The organism is Streptomyces malaysiensis subsp. malaysiensis (assembly GCF_040653035.1).
In the GTDB taxonomy this organism is placed as follows: Bacteria; Actinomycetota; Actinomycetes; order Streptomycetales; family Streptomycetaceae; genus Streptomyces; species Streptomyces malaysiensis.
Genome location: NZ_JBEZNG010000005.1, coordinates 412,725 through 433,305 on the forward strand (window position 1 = coordinate 412,725; position 20,581 = coordinate 433,305).

Annotated in this window: 18 protein-coding genes and 1 pseudogene; 14 read left to right on the forward strand and 5 right to left on the reverse strand. The window is 71.6% G+C overall.

The window, feature by feature from the left end; all coding sequences use genetic code 11:
* Positions 1-33: 33 nt before the first annotated feature.
* Positions 34-2,625, forward strand: coding sequence for an ATP-dependent chaperone ClpB (gene clpB / locus AB0E24_RS13770; protein ID WP_069872707.1), 2,592 nt, complete (start codon positions 34-36; stop codon positions 2,623-2,625).
* Positions 2,626-2,766: 141 nt separating this feature from the next.
* Positions 2,767-3,303, forward strand: a complete 537-nt coding sequence (locus AB0E24_RS13775; RefSeq protein ID WP_069872709.1) for a YbjN domain-containing protein — start codon at positions 2,767-2,769, stop codon at positions 3,301-3,303.
* A 105-nt stretch (positions 3,304-3,408) separates the two neighbouring features.
* On the opposite strand, the gene AB0E24_RS13780 is transcribed toward AB0E24_RS13775, so the two are convergent.
* The 4 genes from AB0E24_RS13780 to AB0E24_RS13795 all read right to left on the reverse strand — a co-directional run bounded on the left by AB0E24_RS13780 (position 3,409) and on the right by AB0E24_RS13795 (position 6,706).
* A complete protein-coding gene (locus AB0E24_RS13780) occupies positions 3,409-4,608 on the reverse strand; it encodes a putative hexosyltransferase (RefSeq protein WP_359376847.1) in 1,200 nt (399 codons plus the stop codon).
* A gap of 160 nt (positions 4,609-4,768) precedes the next feature.
* On the reverse strand, positions 4,769-5,941 hold the full coding sequence (locus AB0E24_RS13785; RefSeq protein WP_162502111.1) for a pyridoxal phosphate-dependent aminotransferase: 1,173 nt from the start codon (positions 5,939-5,941) through the stop codon (positions 4,769-4,771).
* A 121-nt stretch (positions 5,942-6,062) separates the two neighbouring features.
* Positions 6,063-6,464, reverse strand: coding sequence for a PIN domain-containing protein (locus AB0E24_RS13790; RefSeq protein WP_283885484.1), 402 nt, complete (start codon positions 6,462-6,464; stop codon positions 6,063-6,065).
* Positions 6,461-6,706, reverse strand: coding sequence for a type II toxin-antitoxin system CcdA family antitoxin (locus AB0E24_RS13795; RefSeq protein WP_069872716.1), 246 nt, complete (start codon positions 6,704-6,706; stop codon positions 6,461-6,463). Before AB0E24_RS13795 ends, AB0E24_RS13790 begins: the two co-directional genes overlap by 4 nt.
* Before the next feature lie 185 nt (positions 6,707-6,891).
* On the opposite strand from AB0E24_RS13795, the gene AB0E24_RS13800 reads away from it, so the two are divergent.
* On the forward strand, positions 6,892-7,836 hold the full coding sequence (locus AB0E24_RS13800; RefSeq protein WP_359376853.1) for a DUF5996 family protein: 945 nt from the start codon (positions 6,892-6,894) through the stop codon (positions 7,834-7,836).
* 15 nt (positions 7,837-7,851) lie between these two features.
* On the opposite strand, the gene AB0E24_RS13805 is transcribed toward AB0E24_RS13800, so the two are convergent.
* Complete coding sequence (locus AB0E24_RS13805; protein WP_231981361.1) at positions 7,852-8,217, reverse strand: VOC family protein; 366 nt, start codon at positions 8,215-8,217, stop codon at positions 7,852-7,854.
* A 160-nt stretch (positions 8,218-8,377) separates the two neighbouring features.
* Between AB0E24_RS13805 and AB0E24_RS13810 the strand changes: the two genes are divergently transcribed.
* The 11 genes and pseudogenes from AB0E24_RS13810 to kynU all read left to right on the forward strand — a co-directional run bounded on the left by AB0E24_RS13810 (position 8,378) and on the right by kynU (position 20,581).
* Positions 8,378-8,668 (forward strand): hypothetical protein, encoded by a 291-nt coding sequence (locus AB0E24_RS13810; protein ID WP_359376857.1) that lies wholly within the window; start codon positions 8,378-8,380, stop codon positions 8,666-8,668.
* Between the two features lie 322 nt (positions 8,669-8,990).
* Positions 8,991-9,506 (forward strand): annotated as a pseudogene (locus AB0E24_RS13815) (DUF2617 family protein); the annotation flags it as partial.
* A 278-nt stretch (positions 9,507-9,784) separates the two neighbouring features.
* The gene (locus tag AB0E24_RS13820; protein WP_359377045.1) at positions 9,785-11,359 is read left to right on the forward strand and encodes a polyamine aminopropyltransferase; all 1,575 of its coding nucleotides are present in this window, start codon (positions 9,785-9,787) and stop codon (positions 11,357-11,359) included.
* A gap of 455 nt (positions 11,360-11,814) precedes the next feature.
* Positions 11,815-12,705, forward strand: coding sequence for an SRPBCC domain-containing protein (locus tag AB0E24_RS13825; RefSeq protein ID WP_359376860.1), 891 nt, complete (start codon positions 11,815-11,817; stop codon positions 12,703-12,705).
* A gap of 25 nt (positions 12,706-12,730) precedes the next feature.
* On the forward strand, positions 12,731-13,546 hold the full coding sequence (locus AB0E24_RS13830; RefSeq protein ID WP_069872727.1) for an aldose epimerase family protein: 816 nt from the start codon (positions 12,731-12,733) through the stop codon (positions 13,544-13,546).
* A 66-nt stretch (positions 13,547-13,612) separates the two neighbouring features.
* Complete coding sequence (gene pyrE, locus AB0E24_RS13835; protein ID WP_173963250.1) at positions 13,613-14,158, forward strand: orotate phosphoribosyltransferase; 546 nt, start codon at positions 13,613-13,615, stop codon at positions 14,156-14,158.
* 251 nt (positions 14,159-14,409) lie between these two features.
* Positions 14,410-15,432 carry a class II fructose-bisphosphate aldolase gene (gene fbaA, locus AB0E24_RS13840; protein WP_359376864.1) on the forward strand — a complete coding sequence of 341 codons (1,023 nt, stop codon included), beginning with the start codon at positions 14,410-14,412 and terminating at the stop codon, positions 15,430-15,432.
* Positions 15,433-15,721: 289 nt separating this feature from the next.
* Positions 15,722-17,383, forward strand: coding sequence for a DHA2 family efflux MFS transporter permease subunit (locus AB0E24_RS13845; protein ID WP_359376867.1), 1,662 nt, complete (start codon positions 15,722-15,724; stop codon positions 17,381-17,383).
* Positions 17,384-17,570: 187 nt separating this feature from the next.
* Positions 17,571-17,984, forward strand: coding sequence for a DUF3151 domain-containing protein (locus AB0E24_RS13850; RefSeq protein ID WP_069872736.1), 414 nt, complete (start codon positions 17,571-17,573; stop codon positions 17,982-17,984).
* 298 nt (positions 17,985-18,282) lie between these two features.
* A complete protein-coding gene (locus tag AB0E24_RS13855; RefSeq protein ID WP_069872738.1) occupies positions 18,283-19,140 on the forward strand; it encodes a tryptophan 2,3-dioxygenase family protein in 858 nt (285 codons plus the stop codon).
* Entirely contained in the window at positions 19,133-20,581 is a 1,449-nt protein-coding gene (gene kynU, locus AB0E24_RS13860; RefSeq protein ID WP_359376872.1) for a kynureninase, read from the forward strand. The genes AB0E24_RS13855 and kynU overlap by 8 nt, the downstream gene beginning before the upstream one ends.

Consider the following 20,581-nt stretch of genomic DNA (forward strand, 5'->3'; position numbering starts at 1 on the left):
TGGGAAGATCGGAGCGAGGAGGAGCACAGGGACGTGGATGCCGAGCTGACCAACAAGAGCCGGGCGGCGCTCAGCGCCGCCAATGACCGGGCGGTGTCCTCCGGGCATGCGGACATGACGCCCGCGCATCTGCTGCTCGCCCTCCTGGAGGGCCAGGACAACGAGAACGTGATGGATCTGCTGGCCGCCGTCGAGGCCGACGCGGCCCTCGTGCGCGATGGCGCGGAGCGGCTGCTCGCCGCCCTGCCCAGCGTCCAGGGCTCCACCGTGGCCCCGCCGCAGGCCAGCCGTGAGCTGCTGGCCGTCATCGCGGACGCCACCCAGCGGGCCAGGGAGCTGGGGGACGATTATGTCTCCACCGAGCATCTCCTCATCGGCATCGCCGCCAAGGGCGGCCAGACCGCGGAGCTGCTCGACCGGCAGGGGGCGAGCGCCAAGAAGCTGGCCGCCGCGTTCGAGAAGGTCAGGGGTGGACAGCGGGTGACGACGCCCGATCCGGAAGGCACGTACAAGGCCCTGGAGAAGTTCGGCACGGACTTCACCGCCGCCGCGCGCGAGGGCAAGCTGGACCCGGTCATCGGCCGGGACCAGGAGATCCGCCGGGTGGTGCAGGTGCTCTCCCGGCGTACGAAGAACAACCCGGTGCTGATCGGCGACCCGGGCGTCGGCAAGACCGCCGTCGTCGAAGGGCTCGCCCAGCGGATCGTCAAGGGCGATGTGCCCGAGAGCCTGCGCGACAAGCGGCTGGTCGCCCTCGACCTCGGCGCGATGGTCGCGGGCGCGAAGTACCGCGGTGAGTTCGAGGAGCGGCTGAAGACCGTCCTGGCCGAGATCAAGTCCAGCGACGGCCAGATCATCACCTTCATCGACGAGCTGCACACCGTGGTCGGCGCGGGCGCCGGCGGCGACTCCGCGATGGACGCGGGCAATATGCTCAAGCCGATGCTGGCCCGCGGTGAGCTGCGCATGGTCGGCGCCACCACCCTCGACGAATACCGCGAGCGGATCGAGAAGGACGCCGCGCTCGAGCGCCGCTTCCAGCAGGTGCTGGTCGCCGAGCCGACCGTCGAGGACACCGTCGCCATCCTGCGCGGGCTCAAGGGCCGCTACGAGGCCCATCACAAGGTGCAGATCGCCGATGGCGCGCTGGTGGCCGCCGCCGCACTCTCCGACCGGTACATCACCTCCCGCTTCCTCCCCGACAAGGCCATCGACCTGGTCGACGAGGCGGCCTCCCGGCTCCGGATGGAGATCGACTCCTCGCCCGTCGAGATCGACGAGCTCCAGCGGTCGGTGGACCGGATGCGGATGGAGGAGATGGCCCTCGCCCGGGAGACCGACGTGGCCAGCAAGCAGCGGCTGGAGAAGCTGCGCCGCGACCTCGCCGACAAGGAGGAGGAGCTGCGCGGGCTGACCGCCCGCTGGGAGAAGGAGAAGCAGGGCCTCAACCGCGTCGGTGAGCTCAAGGAGAAGCTGGACGAGCTGCGCGGCCAGGCCGAGCGCGCCCAGCGCGACGGCGACTTCGACACCGCCTCCAAGCTGCTGTACGGGGAGATCCCGGCCGTCGAGCGGGAGCTCGCCGAGGCGTCGGAGGCCGAGGCCGAGGTCCAGCAGGACCGTCCCACGATGGTCAAGGAGGAGGTCGGCCCGGACGACGTGGCCGATGTCGTCGCCTCCTGGACCGGCATCCCCGCGGGCCGGCTGCTGGAGGGCGAGACCCAGAAGCTGCTGCGCATGGAGGACGAGCTGGGCAAGCGGCTGATCGGCCAGACCGAGGCGGTACGGGCCGTCTCGGACGCCGTGCGCAGGACCCGGGCGGGCATCGCCGACCCGGACCGGCCCACCGGTTCGTTCCTCTTCCTCGGCCCTACCGGTGTCGGCAAGACCGAGCTGGCCAAGGCGCTCGCCGACTTCCTCTTCGATGACGAGCGGGCCATGGTCCGCATCGACATGAGCGAGTACGGCGAGAAGCACAGCGTGGCCCGGCTGGTCGGCGCCCCGCCCGGCTATGTCGGCTACGAGGAGGGCGGCCAGCTGACGGAGGCGGTCCGCCGCCGCCCGTACAGCGTGGTGCTGCTGGACGAGGTGGAGAAGGCCCACCCCGAGGTCTTCGACATCCTGCTCCAGGTCCTGGACGACGGGCGGCTCACCGACGGCCAGGGGCGGACGGTGGACTTCCGCAACACCATCCTGGTGCTCACCTCCAATCTGGGCAGCCAGTACCTGATGGACCCGCTGCTCGGCGAGGAGGAGAAGAAGCAAAGCGTCCTGGAGACCGTGCGGGCCTCCTTCAAGCCGGAGTTCCTCAACCGCCTGGACGACCTCGTGGTCTTCTCCGCGCTCAGCGGGCCCGAACTGGCCCGGATCGCCGAGCTCCAGATCGCCCGGCTGGCCCGCCGCCTCGCCGACCGCAGGCTGACCCTCGACGTCACCCCGGCCGCGCTGGAATGGCTCGCCGAGGAGGGCAACGACCCGGCGTACGGGGCGCGCCCGCTGCGCCGGCTGATCCAGACCGCGATCGGCGACCGGCTGGCCAAGGAGATCCTGGCCGGGGAGGTCCGGGACGGCGACAAGGTCCGGGTGGACCGGGTCGGCGACGGCCTGCTGGTGGGTCCCGCGCAGTAGATCCACCTCCTCCTCACCCGGTCCCGTTTCGGCTCCTCACCCCGTCCCGTTCGACCGGATCGGGCAATGTACGGCCGGGGTTGCACGGCGGGGGCGGGTGTGAGGGAGGATGGCGGTATTCCATACGAAGGGAAATCCACGGTGAGCATCGACCCGTCCTCGATTCCGAATTTCGGGGGTCAGCCCGAGCCCGAACCGACGGGTCCGAGCGGCCCCGTGCTGCCCGACCAGGACCTGGTCAAGCAGCTGCTGGAGCAGATGGAGCTGAAGTACGTCGTCGACGAGGAGGGGGACCTCGCCGCGCCGTGGGAGCAGTTCCGCACCTACTTCATGTTCCGCGGGGAGGAGGAGCAGCAGGTCTTCTCCGTCCGCACCTTCTACGACCGGCCGCACGGCATCGATGAGAAGCCGCGGCTGCTCGAGGCGATCGACGACTGGAACCGCCGCACCCTGTGGCCGAAGGTCTATACCCACACCAATGACGACGGCACGGTCCGGTTGATCGGCGAGGCGCAGATGCTGATCGGCACCGGCGTCAGCCTGGAGCATTTCGTGTCCAGCACGGTCAGCTGGGTGCGGGCTTCGATCGAGTTCGACCGGTGGCTGGTCGAGCAGCTCGGTCTGGAAGCCGACATCGAGTCCGACGGCGACGACAAGCCGGACGACGGCGAGGTCTGAGCCACACGGTCGTACCCGCCCGGTCCGCCCGGTCCGCCCGGTCTGCCCGGACGGGTGGTCCTGCCCGGACGGATGGTTCTGGTCGGACCGGGCCAGGGGCCTTCGTCAGACCGGACTGGGGGCGTTGGTCAGCAGATACGCCCCGTAGAGACAGGAGAGCCCGGCCAGGGCGCCGCCCGCCAGGATGGCGGCGCCCGGCCGGGCTTTCGCCATCGCCAGGGCCGCCGGGATCAGCAGCGGAAAGGCCGGCAGCAGAAAGCGCGGCTTGGACGCGAAGTAGTTCGAGCTGGCGAGCGCGACGAACACCAGGGCGAGGGTGTAGACGACCAGCGGCAGCGGCGGCGGGCGCAGCGCGAGGCAGCCGAGGGAGATCAGCGAGGCGCTGATGACGACCAGGGCGATGTAGTGCGGCAGCGGGCCGTTGCCCATGATCAGCGCGCGGGCGGTGTGGAAACCGCTCACCCCGAAGTCGAGATACGTGCCCCAGTTGTCCTGGACGTCCAGATAGCCGCGCCAGGTGCCGCGCCGCACCCCCACCCAGCCCGCGTAGCCGAGCCAGCCGAGCGGTGCCAGCGCCGCGCCCGCCCACACCCGCCAGGACGTATGTCCGCGGTGCCGCCAGATCTCCGCTGCCGCGCATACGCACACCGCCGCCGCGACCGCGAGCCCGTTGGGCCGGGTGGCCCCCGCGCACAGCGCGAGCGCCCCGGCCCACACCCAGCGCCGGGTCAGCAGCGCGTACAGCGACCAGGCCGCCAGCGCCGTCAGCAGCGACTCCGTGTACCCCATGGACTCGATGACCGCATGCGGCAGCAACCCCCACAGCACGACCAGCATCAGGGCCACCCGCCGCCCGTACAGCCGCTCCCCGACCGCGTGGATGCCCCAGGCCGCGAGCCCCGCCGTGGTCCAGGCGATCAGCAGCCCGGCCGTCACCGGGGAGAGCGGGACGACGCCGGTGACGGCCCGGATCAGCCCCGGGTAGAGCGGGAAGAACGCCAGATCGCTGAAGGTCAGGCCGGGGTGGGTGACGGAGGGACGGTCGGTGCCGTAGCCGTGCTGGGCGATGCCCACGTACCAGAGGCCGTCCCAGTAGTGCCCGAGCTGGTTCCGCGGATGCTTCCCGATCCGCCAGGCCCCCACCGCCACGCAGACCACCCCGGCGGCCCGCACCGTCGCGTACACCGCCAGCGCGAGCCACGCCCGCCCCAGCGACGCCCCCAACCGCCCCAGCACCCGCCGCCGCGCGCCCGGCCGCCGGGGCGGCTCCGGGGCCCGTGTGGACGCGGCGGTGTCGGCGGACACGGAAACCTCCGGTGCGGGCACACGATGGACATGCGCCGAGCCCCCGGGAGGGGACGGACCAGGGGGCTCGGCGGACACACCGACCATCCGTCAGCGCGCGGCCGCCCGCGACCTGGGAAGTCCGACCGGGGGATACGGAGGAGGAACCGGAGGCGCCGCGTCAGCCCACGGCGAGGGTCTTCAGACGGGCCACGGCGTCCGTAAGGACCTCCTCGCGCTTGCAGAAGGCGAAGCGCACGAAGGGGGAGCCCTGGTCCTGGTGGTCGTAGAAGACCGCATTCGGGACGGCGACCACTCCGCAGCGCTCGGGGAGGGAGCGGCAGAAGGCGAAGCCGTCGGTTTCGCCGAGGGGCCGGATGTCGGTGGTGATGAAGTACGTGCCCGAGGGGCGGAAGACCTGGAAGCCCGCGCCGGTCAGCCCGTCGGCCAGCAGATCGCGCTTGGCGCGCAGATCCTCGCGAATGCCGTGGAAATAGGCGTCGGGGAGGCGCAGCGCCTCGGCTACCGCGTACTGGAAGGGGCCCGCCGAGACATAGGTGAGGTACTGCTTGGCCGAGCGCACCGCCGTGACCAGCTCGGGAGTGCCGGTCACCCATCCGACCTTCCACCCGGTGAAGGAAAACGTCTTGCCGCCGCTGCTGATGGTGACGGTCCGCTCGCGCATCCCGGGGAAGGAGACGAGCGGGGTGTGCCCGGTGCCGAAGACGAGGTGCTCGTAGACCTCGTCGGTGACCACCAGCAGATCGCGCTCGACGGCGAGCTCGGCGACCGCGGCCAGCTCATCGTGGGTGAGCACGGTGCCGGTGGGGTTGTGCGGGGTGTTGAGCAGGATGAGCCGGGTGCGGTCGGTGACGGCGGCGCGCAGCTCGTCCAGGTCGAGGCGGAAGGTGTCGCCGTCGGGGCGGAGGGTGACGGGAACGCGCACGCCGCCGGCCATCGCGACACAGGCCGCGTACGAGTCGTAGTACGGCTCCAGCGCGATCACCTCGTCGCCCGGCTCCACCAGCGCCAGCAGCGACGCCGCGATGGCCTCGGTGGCGCCCGCGGTGATCAGCACCTCGGTGTCGGGGTCGAAGCCAAGGCCGTACCAGCGCCGCTGGTGCTCGGCGACCGCGGTGCGCAGCTCGGGCACGCCGGGGCCGGGCGGATACTGATTCCCCCGGCCGTCCCGCAGCGCCCGCACGGCCGCCTCACGCACCTCCTCGGGGCCGTCGGTGTCCGGAAAGCCCTGCCCCAGATTGATCGCGCCGGTGCGCACGGCGAGGGCGGACATCTCGGCGAAGATCGTGGTCCCGAAGGCAGCCAGTCGGCGATTGAGCGGCGGTCGTCCCATGCCGCCCATACTCCGCCGAACATCCGGCCTTCCTCAACCCACCCCTGGGTGGGGCGTGCAATGGTCCGGGGTTTTCATCCCCGCGACATGGATCGCGGCGTGCTGATGGCACTCCCGCACCTCATAGGCCGATCAGTCGCACGCGGCCATCGCAGAGCTTGGCCATGTCGTCGGTATCGGAGGTGAGTACGGCGACGGGTGGCGGCTGGCGTAGTGCCGCCTCGGCGACGGTGGCGTCGATCGCGTATTTGTGCCCGTGCAGTCCCGCTGACTTGAGCAGTTCGGCGGCTGCCTTGGCCGCCTGTTCGGTGACGGGTTCGACCTTGACCCGTGAGAGGGCCCAGTGCAGGCGTGGGAGGTTCACTCGCGAATGGCTGACCTCGACGATGGTGTTGGCGCTGACGACGAGATCAGCTCCCGTTTCATGGAACACCTGGAACATCGCGAGGACCTTCCGGTCCTGGGCAACCCAGGCGGACAGCCCCTGGGAGTCCAGGACGACGGTCTCGAGATGTGTGCTCATGCGGCCGTATGGTCGGCGCGGTCGGTGGTGCCGAAGATCTTGGCGCGGGCTTCGGCCAGCTCTTCGTCCGTGAAGGCACCTTGCTCTTCCTGATGGCGCCGTAGATCGTCGCCGAGGAGTTGGTGCCGGATCTGGCGGGCCACCGCTTCAGCCACATAGCCGGACACGTTGTCCGTGAGCTTGCGCAACTCGGCGACCTGCTCGGTGGGCAGGGTGACGGTGATGCGTGTCGTGGCGGACATGAGTCGAGCATACTCCAGTATGCGTCCGGTCGATGTCCGATCGCGGTGACCGGTGCGGGGCACACGCTCGCTGGTTTTCTGCGGGCGTTTTTGGCTGCGGGATACGTGGGTACTCGGCCGGGCCAGAATCCATCGGCTGTGATCGATCGCCGTTGTCGGAGTGGTGAGGCCCCGCGGGAGGCGCGATGGCCAAGCAGAGGACACAGTCGGCCGGGGCCTGGCCGCGGCTTCGGCTGGTGGACTGGGCGGAGGCCCGGGACACGCTGCATATGTGGACCCAGATCGTCGGGAAGATCCGGCTGGACCACGCGCCGCCGATCAATCAGTGGTGGCAGGTGACCTTGTATGTCACCCCGCGAGGGTTGAGTACGTCCACGATCCCGTATCGGACCGGAGCGTTCGATATCGAGTTCGATTTTGTTGACCATCGGCTGGGGATCCGGGTCAGCGATGGAAGCCGGCGGGAGCTGGCGCTGGAGTCGAAATCGGTGGCGCAGTTCTATGCCGAGGTCATGGGGGCGCTGGGGGACCTGGGGATCCAGACGCGGATGTATCCCCGGCCGAACGAGGTGGCACTGGCGATCCCGTTCCCGGAGGACCATCGGCATGCGGCGTATGACCCGTACGCCATACGGCTCTTCTGGGGGCAGTTGCTGAGCGCGCACCGGGTGTTCGGGGATTTCCGTTCCCATTTCGCCGGTAAGGCCAGCCCCGTGCATTTCTTCTGGGGTGCGATGGATCTGGCGGTCACCCGCTTCTCCGGCCGTCCCGCGCCGCCGCATCCCCCTGGCGGTGTGCCCAACCTGCCGGACCGTGTGACGCGGGAGGCGTATTCCGTCGAGCTGTCCAGCTGCGGGTTCTGGCCCGGCGGGGGCGAGGAGGGCGGCTTCTACGCGTACGCCTACCCCGAACCCCCCGGTTTCGCCGACCATCCGGTCCACCCCGCGACGGCCTCGTACCAGCGGGGCGCCGGTGAGTTCGTCCTCCCCTATGAGGCGGTCGCCACCGCACCCGACCCGGACCGGACGCTGACCGAATTCCTGCACAGCACCTATGCGGCGGCCGCCGAACTGGGCGACTGGAACCGCTCGGTGCTGGAAACCGACCCGCATCATTGGGAACACCGTTAGCGGGGAAAGGGCGCGTCAGGGCCAGACGTTGGCCTGTGCCCGGAACGTCTCCGGGTCGGTCTCCACGGGCAGTACGCACACCACATGGCCGCCGGGCACTCGTAGCACCTGGCACTCCTGCCACTGGGATATCCGCTCGGCGCCCAGGGCGAGCAGGCGCGCGGTTTCCGCCTCGACGTCGTCGGTCTCGAAGTCCAGGTGGATACGGGGTGCGTCGTCGACCGCTTGGACGGCGGTGACCAGCCCCGGCAGGGCCTCGTGGAGCGTGGTGAATTGCGGCTGTGGCGCGAACGGCTCGGCGGTGACGCCGAGCGCCGCCGACCAGAAGGCGGTCGCCCGGGCCGCCTCGGCTTCGGGCGCGTCGATCAGAACGGCGTACACACGGCTCCTGTGCATGCACGGCAACTACCCCCATGAGCCGGCGGTCAGTCGAACCTCTGGACTTCCTCAACTTCGCTTTCGACCCGTGTGAGGTCGGGCATGGGACCCGGCAGGTACGAAGCGGTACCTCGCTACGGGGGTTGGAAGGAGAGTGAGGACCATGGGTCCTGTTGTCATCTTGGTCGTGCTGGCGTTCACGTTCGCGGCGCTCGCCGCGCTCGGTGCCGGTCGGTCGAAGGGGTACAGCGGGCGGCGCAAGCGGTCCTGGGGTGCCGGGTCCAGCGGAGCCGCCGGCGGCGGCTGGTGGGCCGGTGGCGACGGCGGTGGTGGCCATCACGGGGGTGGTCACCACGGCGGCGGTGGCTGCGGCGGCGGAAGCGGCTGCGGTGGCGGGGGTGGCTGTGGTGGTGGCGGCGGCGGTGGTGGCGGTGGCTGCGGAGGGGGTGCCTGACCCGCCGCGGTTCCCGCGGCCCTTACGGTCGTCACGCCGTTCTTACGGCTGTTAATCGATGAGCCCGCGCCCGGCGCGCCAACGTGCGCCGGGCGCGGGCTTGTTGAACACTTGACCTAAAGGGCGCCCTAGGGGGTGGAAACCCGGCGAAGATGGGTAAAAACGATGTGGCGCCCAGCATTTCATGATTCCGTATACCACCATCGACCTTACGGCCCCACGTGGGCACGAGCCGGCGTAAGCGCAGGCCCCTGGTCCACTTGGACCACCGCGGGGCGAGCTGGCCCATCTCTTTTCCATTGCGTGCTTGCGGAGCCGATCCATGCTCACGATCCTCAAGACTGCTTACACCGATACCCGCGCCGCTGACCTCGCCTGGGGCCTGGGACGGGAGCCGCTTCCCGCCCTCGCTGTGCTCGATCTTCAACTCCATGACTTCGCCGTTCAGCTGAGGCTGCTGGGAGCCTCGCACCAGGTCCTCCTGGAAGGGGAGGGCAGCCGTTGCTCGGAGACCGTGGCCTGTATGTCCGGCAACAGCACCCCGCTTCCGCTGGGGGTTTCCACGCTTGTCGACGGCCGCGAGTACGAATTCGCGGCGCGCGTCGAGGAGCTGTCGCAAGGGGCCTTCGCCGGGCGGGCGCAGGAGCTGCTCGCGCTGGTGGCCGACCATCCGCACGGGCTGGCCGGTACGTTCCCCGGCAGCCCCAACGCATTCACGGCGCTGCTCGCGCAGTGGCACGAGGGCACGGTGGGGTGGCGGACCTGGCATGCCTACCCCCAGGAGGGGCGGTTGGTCACCACCCGCACCTGTATAGGGGCCCGGGTGCCGGCCGCGCTCCGGCCGCCGGGTGCGGGCGGGCTCGACATGGGCGGACTGCCGAACGGGCTGCCGAACGGACTGCCGAGCGGACCGTCGGGCGGGATGGCGGACGGACCGTCGGGCGGGATGGCGGACGGGACGTCGGGTGGGGTGTCGTCCCAAATGCCGTGCGTCTGACGGGGATCGGAAGTAGCCGGGCGGCATCGATACCGGATGTGTGAACGGCGAAGCGCTCGTGTGGGGGACGAGACGTAAGCGATATGTGACGTAACGTTCCCTTTGTGATCGATTCGCCGATGTCCGCCGTCTCGGATGCGCCGTCGTCGCCGGAGTCCGGCCCTCCGGCTCGGCTGCCCGTGCGGGCGGGGCTCGGCCGCTTTCTCGTTCTCGGCACGGTCTTCGTCTGCGCTGCCTGCGGGCTCGTCTATGAGCTCGAACTCGTCGCGCTGGCCTCGTATTTGGCGGGTGACTCGGTCACCCAGGCGTCCGTGGTGCTCTCCGTGATGGTCTTCGCCATGGGCGTCGGCTCGCTGCTGGCCAAGCGGCTGCGCTGTCGGGCCGCCGTGGGGTTCGGCGCGATCGAGGCCGTCCTCGCGCTCGTCGGCGGCTGCTCGGCGATGGCGCTGTACGCGTGCTTCGCATGGGGCGGTCACTCGCGCCCCGCGCTCGTCGGCTTCTCCTTCGCCATCGGTGTGCTCATCGGGGCCGAGGTGCCGCTGCTGATGACGCTCATCCAGCGGGTGCGCCGGCAGGACGCGGGCGGCGCGGTGGCCGATCTGTTCGCGGCGGACTATGTGGGCGCGCTCGTCGGCGGGCTCGCCTTTCCGTTTCTGCTGCTGCCCGCGTTCGGGCAGCTGACCGGCGCGCTGGTCACCGGCGCGGTCAACGCGGTGGCGGGCGGGGCGCTGGTGCTCTGGCTGTTCCGGCGCGATCTGACCGTACGGGCGCGGTGGACGCTGATCGTCGCCAATGGGCTGGTGCTCGCCGCGCTGGCCGCCGGTGCCCTGCTGACCCCCTCCTTCGAGCGGGCCGCCCGGCAAGCCGTCTACGGACCGGGGGTGCGGGTCGCGCTGCGCACCGGCGAGCAGGAGATCGTGCTCGTGGGCGGTGGGACGAGCGGGCGGCCGCTGTCGCTCTTCCTCAACGGGCGGCTGCGGGTCAGCGGGCGTGACGAGGTCCGCTACCACGAGGGTCTGATCCATCCGGCGATGGCCGCCGGACCGCACCGCCGGGTCCTGGTGCTGGGCGGGGGCGACGGGCTCGCGGCGCGCGAGATCCTGCGGTACGCGGGGGTCCGGTCGGTGACCGTCGTGGAGCGCGACGCGGAGGTGGTGCGGCTGGCCCGGCTGGATCCGGGTCTGTCCGCGCTCAACGGCGGCGCCTACCGCGATCCGCGGGTGCGGGCGGTGACGGCGGACGCCTTCGACTGGCTGCGCCGGCCCATGGCGTACGACGTGGTGGTCTGCGATCTGCCCGCTCCCGAGCTCACCCCGAGCACCAAGTACTACTCCCAGGAGTTCTACGGTCTGGCCGAGCGGGCGCTGGCCCCCGGCGGCCGGCTGGTGGTCCACGCCGGGCCGCTGGAGCCCGATCCGCGGGCGTTCTGGACGGTGGACGCGACGATGCGATCGGTCGGGCTGCGGACCGCGCCCTACGTGATCGATGCGCCCGGCCCCGGCCGTGGCCGCCCGCACGACTGGGGTTTTGTGCTGGCGGCGCGCTCTCCGGTGGGGCTGCGGCTGGCCGCGCACGGCCCGCGGCCCCGCTCGCTGACGGAGGAGGGGCTGCGGGCGGCCCACCGCACGGCCGAGCGGGGCCGGGAGTCGGGGCTGTCCCCTTCGACGTTGATGCATCCGCGCTATGGGGAGTGAGGAGCCCGCGCGGGGCACCTTGAGTTTGTGGCCGGTTGTGGTTTGCGGTCTGTCGTGGTCTGTGGTCGGTTGCGGTTTGTGGTGGGTCATGGTCTGTGGTCGGTCACGTCTGTGGCTCGTCGCGGTTTGTGGGCCGCCTCTCTCCGAGCGGGGAGCCTGGTGGGGGTGAGGGCGCCCTGTGGGGCACCCGCCGCACGGACCCTCCGGGACGCGGGCACGAGCGTGGGCCCGCGTCCGGGCAGGCGCGCGGGTCGGCGCTCGGGCGCCGGTGTCCGCCCGCACGCCGGGGGCGCGCCCTTGGCCCATGCCTGATGGGGGTGCGCGCCGCGGGCCGCGCGGGCCCCGCGGGGGCAAGGCCGCGATGGCCAGGCTGTGGCGGTCGGGCTGTGGCGGCGCGCCGGAAAGTTGACCGGGAACGGGTCTCAGGGAACGTGCGATGGGTACTGTCTTGACCTATGGAGCATGAGGTGTTCGTTCCGTTTCCTGTCGACACCGTCCGGCTGGCGCTCGCGGAGCCCGCCCGCGTCGCTCGTTGCGTTCCCGGGCTCCAGCAGGACGCCGATGAGGCCGCCGGGCCGCTCGCCGGTCGGCTGCGGCTGCGCATCGGCGGGTCCACCATCACCTACCGCGGCTCGCTGCGCATCGTCCCGCGCGCCGACGCGTTCGAGGTCGAGGGCGAAGGCACCGAGGCGCGTGGCAGCGGCTCGGTGAAGCTGGCGCTGACCGTGACGCCGAAGCCCGTCGCGGGCGGTACGGAGCTGATCTGCGCCGGGACGGTCCACAGCGAGGGGCGGCTGGCCGAGTTCGACGAGGAGGCGGCCGCGACGGTGGCCCGCCGCCTGCTGGACCGGTTCGCCTCGGCGCTCGCGGCCGGGCTGGAGGCGTCCCCGATCCCCGCGCCCACCGAGGACGAGGTCCCCAGCGCGCCCACCGACGAGGCCACCGATGCGGACGCGGCCCCGGGCGCCGCCGCGGAGGAGCCCGGACTGCCGACCGAGGCCGAGCTTCCGCTGTCGGCCGACGACATGGACCTCGACGACGTCGGCGACCTCGAGGATCTCGACGAGGCGGACGCCGTCGAGGAGCCCGTCGGCTTCGGCGACCTCGGCGATCTCGATGACCTGGACGAGGAGCCCCCGGCCGAGGCCGCCCACGCCCGCCGCACGATGATCGGCCGGTCCACCGAGGAGGTCGACCACGCCCCGCCGCGCGGCCGCTACGCCCCGGTCCCCGCGCCCGAGACCGTCTCCACCAGCGTCGCACTGCGCTGGGCCGCGCCCGCCGCGGCCGTCGTGCTCGCCTCGGTCGTCGTCGTGGGCCGTCGCGTACTTCGCCGCCGCCGATGAGCGTGTGCGCATAGGGTCGGTAGTTGTGACGACCGAAGAGACAACGGAGACCAGGGGCGTCCGGCTGACCGCCGGGGACGCCGAGCTGACCGTCTCACCCGAGAACGGCTGCCGTATCGGTTCACTGCGCATCGGCGGTACGGAGCTGCTGCGGCAGGGCCCGCGGTTCGGGTCGTTCCCGATGGTGCCGTGGTGCGGCCGTACCGCGCTGGGCCGGTTCCGCAACGGCGGGCGGACCCACCAGCTGCCCGTCAACTCCCCGCCGCACGCGATCCACGGCACCGGCCGGAACGTCGCATGGAGCCCGGCCGGCACCGGGCAGTCCAGCGCGGCGTTCACCTACGACCTCGCCGACCCCTGGCCGTACGAGGGCCGGGTCACCCAGACCTTCGAGCTCTCCCCGGACAGCCTGACCGTCACCATGAGCGTGGAGACCGAGGGCGATTCCTTCCCGGCGCAGGCGGGCTGGCACCCGTGGTTCCTGCGGAACCTGGGCGAGGGCGGCGCCGATGCCGAGATCGCCTTCGACGCCGCATGGCAGGAGGAGCGCGGGGAGGACCATCTCCCCACCGGCCGCCGGATCGCGCCCAGGCCGGGCCCCTGGGACGACTGCTTCGGCATGCCGCAGGGGGTGGACGTGACGCTCACCTGGCCCGGCCGGCTCGAGCTGAAGGTCACCAGCCGGACGGAGTGGGTGGTCGTCTACGACGAGCAGGCGGAGGCGGTGTGCGTCGAACCGCAGTCCGGCCCGCCCAACGGGCTCAACCTCATGCCGCGCCTGGTCACCCCCATCGATCCGCTGGAGATCTCCATGACCTGGAGCTGGCGCGCACTGGCCTGACGAAGGCGGAGCGGCTTGGGGGAGGCGGAGCGGCTTGAGGGGTTACCGGGGCCACCGCATAAGCTCATGCGCATGAGCGATGCGCGTGACGCCCTGCGGCAGCAGATCAAGGACAAGGCCGTGGTCCACGGCAAGGTGACCCTCTCCTCCGGGCGTGAGGCCGACTACTACATCGACCTGCGCCGGATCACCCTGGACGCCGAGGCCGCGCCGCTGGTCGGCCAGGTCATGCTCGACACCACGGCCGATCTGGAGTACGACGCGGTGGGCGGGCTGACGCTGGGCGCCGACCCGGTGGCCACGTCCATGCTGCACGTGGCCGCCGCGCGCGGGCGCCGGCTCGACGCCTTCGTGGTCCGCAAGGCCCAGAAGACGCACGGGATGCAGCGGCGGATCGAGGGCCCGGATATCGCGGGCCGCCGGGTGCTGGTGGTCGAGGACACCTCCACCACCGGCGGTTCGCCGCTGACCGCGGTGGAGGCGGCGCGGGAGGCGGGCGCGGAGGTCGTCGCGGTCGCGACGATCGTCGAGCGCGGCGCCGCGTCGGCGATCGCGGACGCCGGGCTGGCCTATCTCCCGGCGTACTCGCTTGCCGACCTCGGACTGAGCTGAACCTGCCGAGTCGAATCCTGCCGAGCTGATTTCCGCTGAGCTGACTCCCGCTGAGCGGATTCCTGCTGAGCGGATTCCTGCGAGGGTGGGAGAGGCGGGAGGTTTCACGTGAAACCTCCACCCCCGTCCGTGTGGTCTCGGCGTGCGCCGTGTGGAGCAATCGACGGAGTCTGGAATTATGGCCCCGACGATGATGTCGCCCCTAGGTCAGGGCCAAGTACGACTAACCCGCACATACAAGGAGCGGTCAGATGCCCATCGCATCCCCTGAGATCTACAACGAGATGCTCGACCGGGCGAAGGCGGGCAAGTTCGCCTACCCGGCGATCAACGTGACCTCGACGCAGACTCTGCACGCCGCCCTGCGCGGCTTCGCCGAGGCGGAGAGCGACGGCATCGTCCAGATCTCCACCGGTGGTGCCGAGTTCCTGGGTGGCCAGTACAAGAAGGACATGGTCAGCGGTGCCGTCGGTCTCGCCGAGTTCGCGCATGTCGTCGCCGCGAAGTACCCGGTCAACATCGCCCTGCACACCGACCACTGCCCCAAGGACAAGCTGGACGGCTATGTCCGTCCGCTGATCAAGATCTCGCGGGAGCGTGTCGAGAAGGGCCAGAACCCGCTGTTCCAGTCCCATATGTGGGACGGCTCCGCCGAGACGCTCGCCGACAACCTCGACATCGCGCAGGAGCTGCTCGCCGAGGCGGGCAAGGCGAAGATCATCCTCGAGGTCGAGATCACCCCGACCGGTGGCGAGGAGGACGGCGTCACACACGAGATCAACGACAAGCTCTACACGACGGTCGACGACGCCCTGCGCACCGCCGAGGCCCTCGGCCTGGGCGACAAGGGCCGCTACCTGCTGGCCGCCTCCTTCGGCAATGTCCACGGCGTCTACAAGCCGGGCAATGTGGTCCTCCGCCCGGAGCTGCTGCGTGAGCTCCAGGACGGTGTCGCCGCGAAGTACGGCAAGCAGGACCCGTTCTTCTTCGTCTTCCACGGCGGCTCCGGCTCCACGGAGGAGGAGATCCGCATCGCGCTGGAGAACGGCGTGGTGAAGATGAACCTCGACACGGACACCCAGTACGCCTTCACCCGCCCGGTCGCGGACCACATGTTCCGCAACTACGACGGGGTGCTGAAGGTCGACGGCGAGGTCGGCAACAAGAAGACCTACGACCCGCGGAGCTGGGGCAAGCTGGCCGAGACGGGGATGGCCGAGCGGGTCACCGAGGCTTGTTCGCACCTTCGGTCCACGGGGACGAAGCTGAAGTAGTTCTTCCCGGCTCCACCCCTTCCGGTCCCGGCGCTCGCCTTCACGGCGAGTCGCCGGGCCCGTTCGCGGTCACGGAAGCCGGTCACGGAAGCCGGTTGTGGGCGACCGTTCCGCGGAGGGGCCACCTCTCAGCGGTGGCCGCGGGGGCACCTCCCCGGTGGTGGCCGGGGGAGGAACGGTGGGCACAACCGGCCACCGGGCCGCATCCGGCGACGGTCCCGCACAGGGAACGGCGGGCGCCGCACCCATGGGCTGGCCTCACAGGGGCAACGCAGGGGATGATCCAGGTATGGGCGGCTCCACGCCCGGAGCGGGGGACGCTCCGGGAACCGGTCGGCCGGTACCACTGTCCGTGCCGGCCGGGCGGTGGCTTGTGTTCACCACCGTGCTGGGCTCCGCCATGGCCCTCCTCGACAGCACCGTCGTCAATGTCGCCCTGCCGCGCATCGGGCTCGACCTGGGCGCCGATCTCGCCGTCTTGCAGTGGACCGTCAACGCCTACATGCTCACCCTCGCCGGGCTGATCCTGCTCGGCGGGTCGCTCGGGGACCGGTTCGGGCGGCGGCGGGTGTTCGTCACCGGGGTGGTGTGGTTCGCGCTGGCCTCGCTGGCGTGCGGGCTGGCGCCGAACGCCGGGGTGCTGATCGCCGCGCGTGCGTTCCAGGGCATCGGCGGGGCGCTGCTCACCCCCGGGTCGCTGGCGCTGATCCAGTCGGTGATCCACCCCGATGACCGGGCGCGGGCGATCGGGCTGTGGTCCGGCTTCGGCGGGATCGGGGCGGCGATCGGGCCGTTCCTCGGCGGCTGGCTGGTGGACGGGCCCGGCTGGCGCTGGGTGTTCTTCATCAATGTGCCGCTGGCGGCGGTGTGTGTGCCGGTCGCTTTGCGCCACGTACCGGAGACCAGCAATCCGCGGGCGCACGGCCAGTTCGACGTGCTCGGCGCCGTGCTGGGGGCGGCGGCCCTCGGCCTGGTGACCTATGCGCTGATCGCCGCGCCGCAGAAGGGCGCCTCGCCCGCCGTGGTGGTTCCGGCCGTCGCCGGGCTGGTGCTGGGAGCGGTCTTCGTCGCCGTGGAGCGGAGGCTGCGCGAGCCGATGCTGCCGCTCTCCATCTTCTCCTCGCACCAGTTCACCGCCGTCAACGCGGTGACCCTGTGCGTCTACGCGGCCTTCGGCGGCTTCTTCTTCCTCTCGGTGCTCGACCTCCAGGTGGTCGTGGGCTACTCCGCGCTCGTCGCCGGTACCGCGCTGTTGCCCACGACCATGCTGATGCTGCTGCTGTCGGCCCGTTCGGGCGAGCTGGGCAAGCGCATCGGCCCACGGATCCCGCTGACCGTCGGCCCGCTGCTGTGCGCGGCGGGGATGCTGCTGATGACCCGGGCCGGGGTGGGGGCGGTGTACTGGCGGGACATCCTGCCCGCGCTGGTGGTGCTGGGCATGGGCATGGTGGTCGTGGTCGCCCCGCTCACCGCGACCGTCCTGGCCTCGGTGGACGTCGCCCGCGCGGGTCTGGCCAGCGGGGTCAACAACGCGGCGGCCCGCGCGGCGGGCCTGGTCGCGGTGGCGGCGCTGCCGCTGCTCGCGGGGATGGGCCCGGAGGCGTACCGATCGGCGGACGCGTTCGCGGACACCTTCCGGCGGGCGATGCCGATCTGTGCCGGGGTGCTGGTGCTGGGCGCGGTCATCGCGTGGCGCACGGTGAGTTCGAGCGCCCTGGAGCAGGCGGGCCCGGAGCCGGGCGCCGAGGCGGTCGCGGGGCCGGGGGTGGAAGCGGGTGTGCCGGAGGCGGAAGCGGGTGCGGAGCCTCGCGCGGAGCCGGTCGTGGCGCCGGAGGGGGCCGAGGTTGCCGCGCGGCGGGCGGAGCGGCCGCCGTGCCGCCCCGAGTGCACATACCACTGCGGTGTGGGCGCGCCGCCCCTGGACCCGGGCGAGGAACGCCCCCGCACGTGACCCGAGCCGTCTCCGTACGTGACTCGCGCCGTCTCCGCACTTGACCCGCGCCGTCTCCGCACCTGACCCGCGTCCTCTTCGCACCTGGCCCCCGGGCACCCACTTCGTGCCGTACGCGCCTCTCGGATCGACGGCCACATGGCTTGAGCGTGTCGGATGGGGCCCCGGACCAGGCAGACTGGAACCCATGGCCATTCACGAGAACCTGCTCGGGGGACCGCCCCCGACCCATCTGCCCGACGATCCCGAGCCCCGGGAGCTGCTCGCCTCCGGCGCGGCCCCGTCCGAGGTCGCCGCGAAGTACCCGGCCTCCTCGCTCGCCTGGGCGCAGCTCGCCGACGAGGCATTCGAGGCCGGCCGGGTGGTCGAGTCCTACGCGTACGCCCGCACGGGCTACCACCGCGGACTCGATGCCCTGCGCCGCAGCGGCTGGAAGGGCCACGGCCCGGTGCCCTTCGAGCATGAGCCCAACCGTGGCTTCCTGCGCGCCCTGCACGCGCTCGCGCGCGCCGCGCAGGCCATCGGCGAGCAGGAGGAGTACGAGCGCTGCTCGACCTTCCTGCGCGAGAGCTCCCCGACCGCGGCGGACACGCTCTCCTGATCCGCCGCTGGTGATCCGCCTGCTTCTGATCTGCCGCCTCTGAACTGCTCGGCTCCGTTGATTCGGCTCCGTGATTCGGCTCCGCTGGATCGGCTCCGCCGAGGCGTGATGAGGCGCACCGGGCCTGTGGGGCGTCGTATGCCCCACGGGCCCCTTCCGTACTTGCCGATCGCCCGTGCGGCGCGGATGATGCGGTGCGGGGCCCCTTTGGCTGTGGGCCCCGAGGGGACCGGAGCTCCGAGACCGAGAGGAAGGGGCGGACCGCTACCCGGTAGCGAGCAGTACCTCAGGAGATGCGATGTCGCAGCAACCTGTCCCTGAACACGCCGCGCCGAGCGGGGCCGAGGCCGAAGCGCCCCATCTGGATTTCAACGGCACCACCCCGTACGAGGACTACGTCCAGGCGTCCGTGCTCACCCACCTCCAGCACCCACTCTCCGACGACCCCGGCGAGATGGTGTTCCTGGTCACCACCCAGGTCATGGAGCTGTGGTTCACCGTCCTCGTCCATGAGTGGCACACCGCCGCGCAGGCACTGCGCGAGGACGATCTGCCCACCGCGATGGCCGCGCTCCAGCGCTCGGCCTACGAGCTGGAGTCGCTCAACGCCTCCTGGACGCCACTGGCCCATCTCACCCCCGGCCAGTTCAACGCGTACCGCTCCGCGCTGGGCGAGGGCTCCGGCTTCCAGTCGGCGATGTACCGGCGGCTGGAGTTCCTGCTCGGCGAGAAGTCCCCGTCCATGCTCGTCCCGCACCGGGGCGCGCCGCGGGTCCACGCCGAACTGGAGAAGGCGCTGACCGAGCCCAGCCTCTACGACGAGGTGCTGCGCTATCTCGCCCGCCGCGGCCTCGCCGTACCGGCGTCCGTGCTGGACCGCGATCCCGCCCTGCGCTACGAACCGGATCCGGGCGTGGAGCGGGTCTGGGAGGAGATCTACTCCGGTCCGCGCGACGGTGAGCTGATCCGGCTCGGCGAGGCGCTCACCGAGGTCGCCGAGCTGGTGTGGCGCTGGCGCAACGACCATCTGGTGGCGACCCGGCGGGCGATGGGCGCCAAGACGGGGACGGGCGGCTCGGCCGGGGTCGCCTGGCTGGAGAAGCGCGCGGCCAAGACCGTCTTCCCCGAGCTGTGGACGGCGCGCAGCCATGTCTGACGCGACGATCCCCACGGAGTCGGCCGGGGCCGAGCCGACCGGTACCGAAGCCGAGGTGGACGGTGCTCAAGCCGAGTCGGCCGGTGCTGGAGCCGAGGTGACCGGTGCTGGAACCGAGTCGGCCGGTGTTGAGCCGACCGGCACGCGGCCCGCTCCGGCTGAGTCCGCTCCGGCTGAGTCCGCTCCCGCCGGGACGGGTGCGGCCGAGCCCGGTCTGACCGAGGACGAGACCGGTCTGCCCCCGGCCGCCCTCACCGACGAGGCCGCCAGGCTCGACGCGGCCGACCGGCTGCGCGCCAAGCGCGACGCCTTCACCCTCGACGACGTCATCTACCTCGACGGCAACTCACTGGGCGCCCTGCCGCGCGCCGTCCCGCCCCGGCTGGCCGAGGTGGTCGCCCGCGAGTGGGGGCAGCTGCGCATCCGCTCCTGGGAGGAGAGCGGCTGGTGGACCGCGCCCGAGCGGATCGGTGACCGCGTCGGCCGGCTCGTCGGCGCCGCCCCCGGGCAGGTGGTCGTCGGCGACTCGACGAGCGTGAACGTCTTCAAGGCGGTCGTCGCGGCCGTACGGATGGCTCAGGAGCGCGGCGCTCACCGCGATCAGATCCTGGTCGACGAGGCCACCTTCCCCACCGACGGGTATATCGCCGAGTCCGCCGCCCGGATGACCGGCTGCACCCTGCGGCCGGTGGCCGCGGGCGACATCCCCTCCGCTGTCGGCTCCCGGACCGCCGTCGCGCTCGTCAACCACGTGGACTACCGCACCGGCCGCCTCCACGACCTGCCCGGGACCACGGCCGCCGTGCACGCGGCGGGCGCGCTCGTGGTGTGGGACCTGTGCCACAGCGCGGGCGCCCTGCCGGTCGGGCTGGACGCCCACGGCGTGGACCTCGCGGTCGGCTGCACGTACAAGTACCTCAACGGCGGGCCCGGCGCGCCCGCGTATCTGTACGTCGCGCGTGCGCATCAGCCCGGCTTCGACTCCCCGCTGCCCGGCTGGAACTCGCATGCCGACCCCTTCGGCATGGCCTCCGCCTACACCCCGGCCGACGGGGCGGTCCGCGGCCGCGTCGGCACCCCGGACATCCTCTCGATGCTGGCGCTGGAGGCCGCGCTCGAGGTGTGGGACGACGTGACGATCGAGGACGTCAGGGCCAAGAGCCTGGCCCTGACGGACTTCTTCCTCCGCTGCGTCGAGGACTACGCCCCGGCGGGCCGCGTCCGGTCCCTCACGCCCGCCGCACACACCGAGCGCGGCAGCCAGGTGGCGCTGCGGTGCGCGGACGCGGGGGAGGTGATGGCGGAGCTGGTGCGGCGCGGTGTGGTGGGCGACTTCCGCCGCCCCGATGTGCTGCGCTTCGGCTTCACCCCGCTGTACACCGGCTTCGCCGAGGTGGAGCGGGCGGCGCGGGTGCTGGCCGCCGTGCTGAAGGAGGGCTGA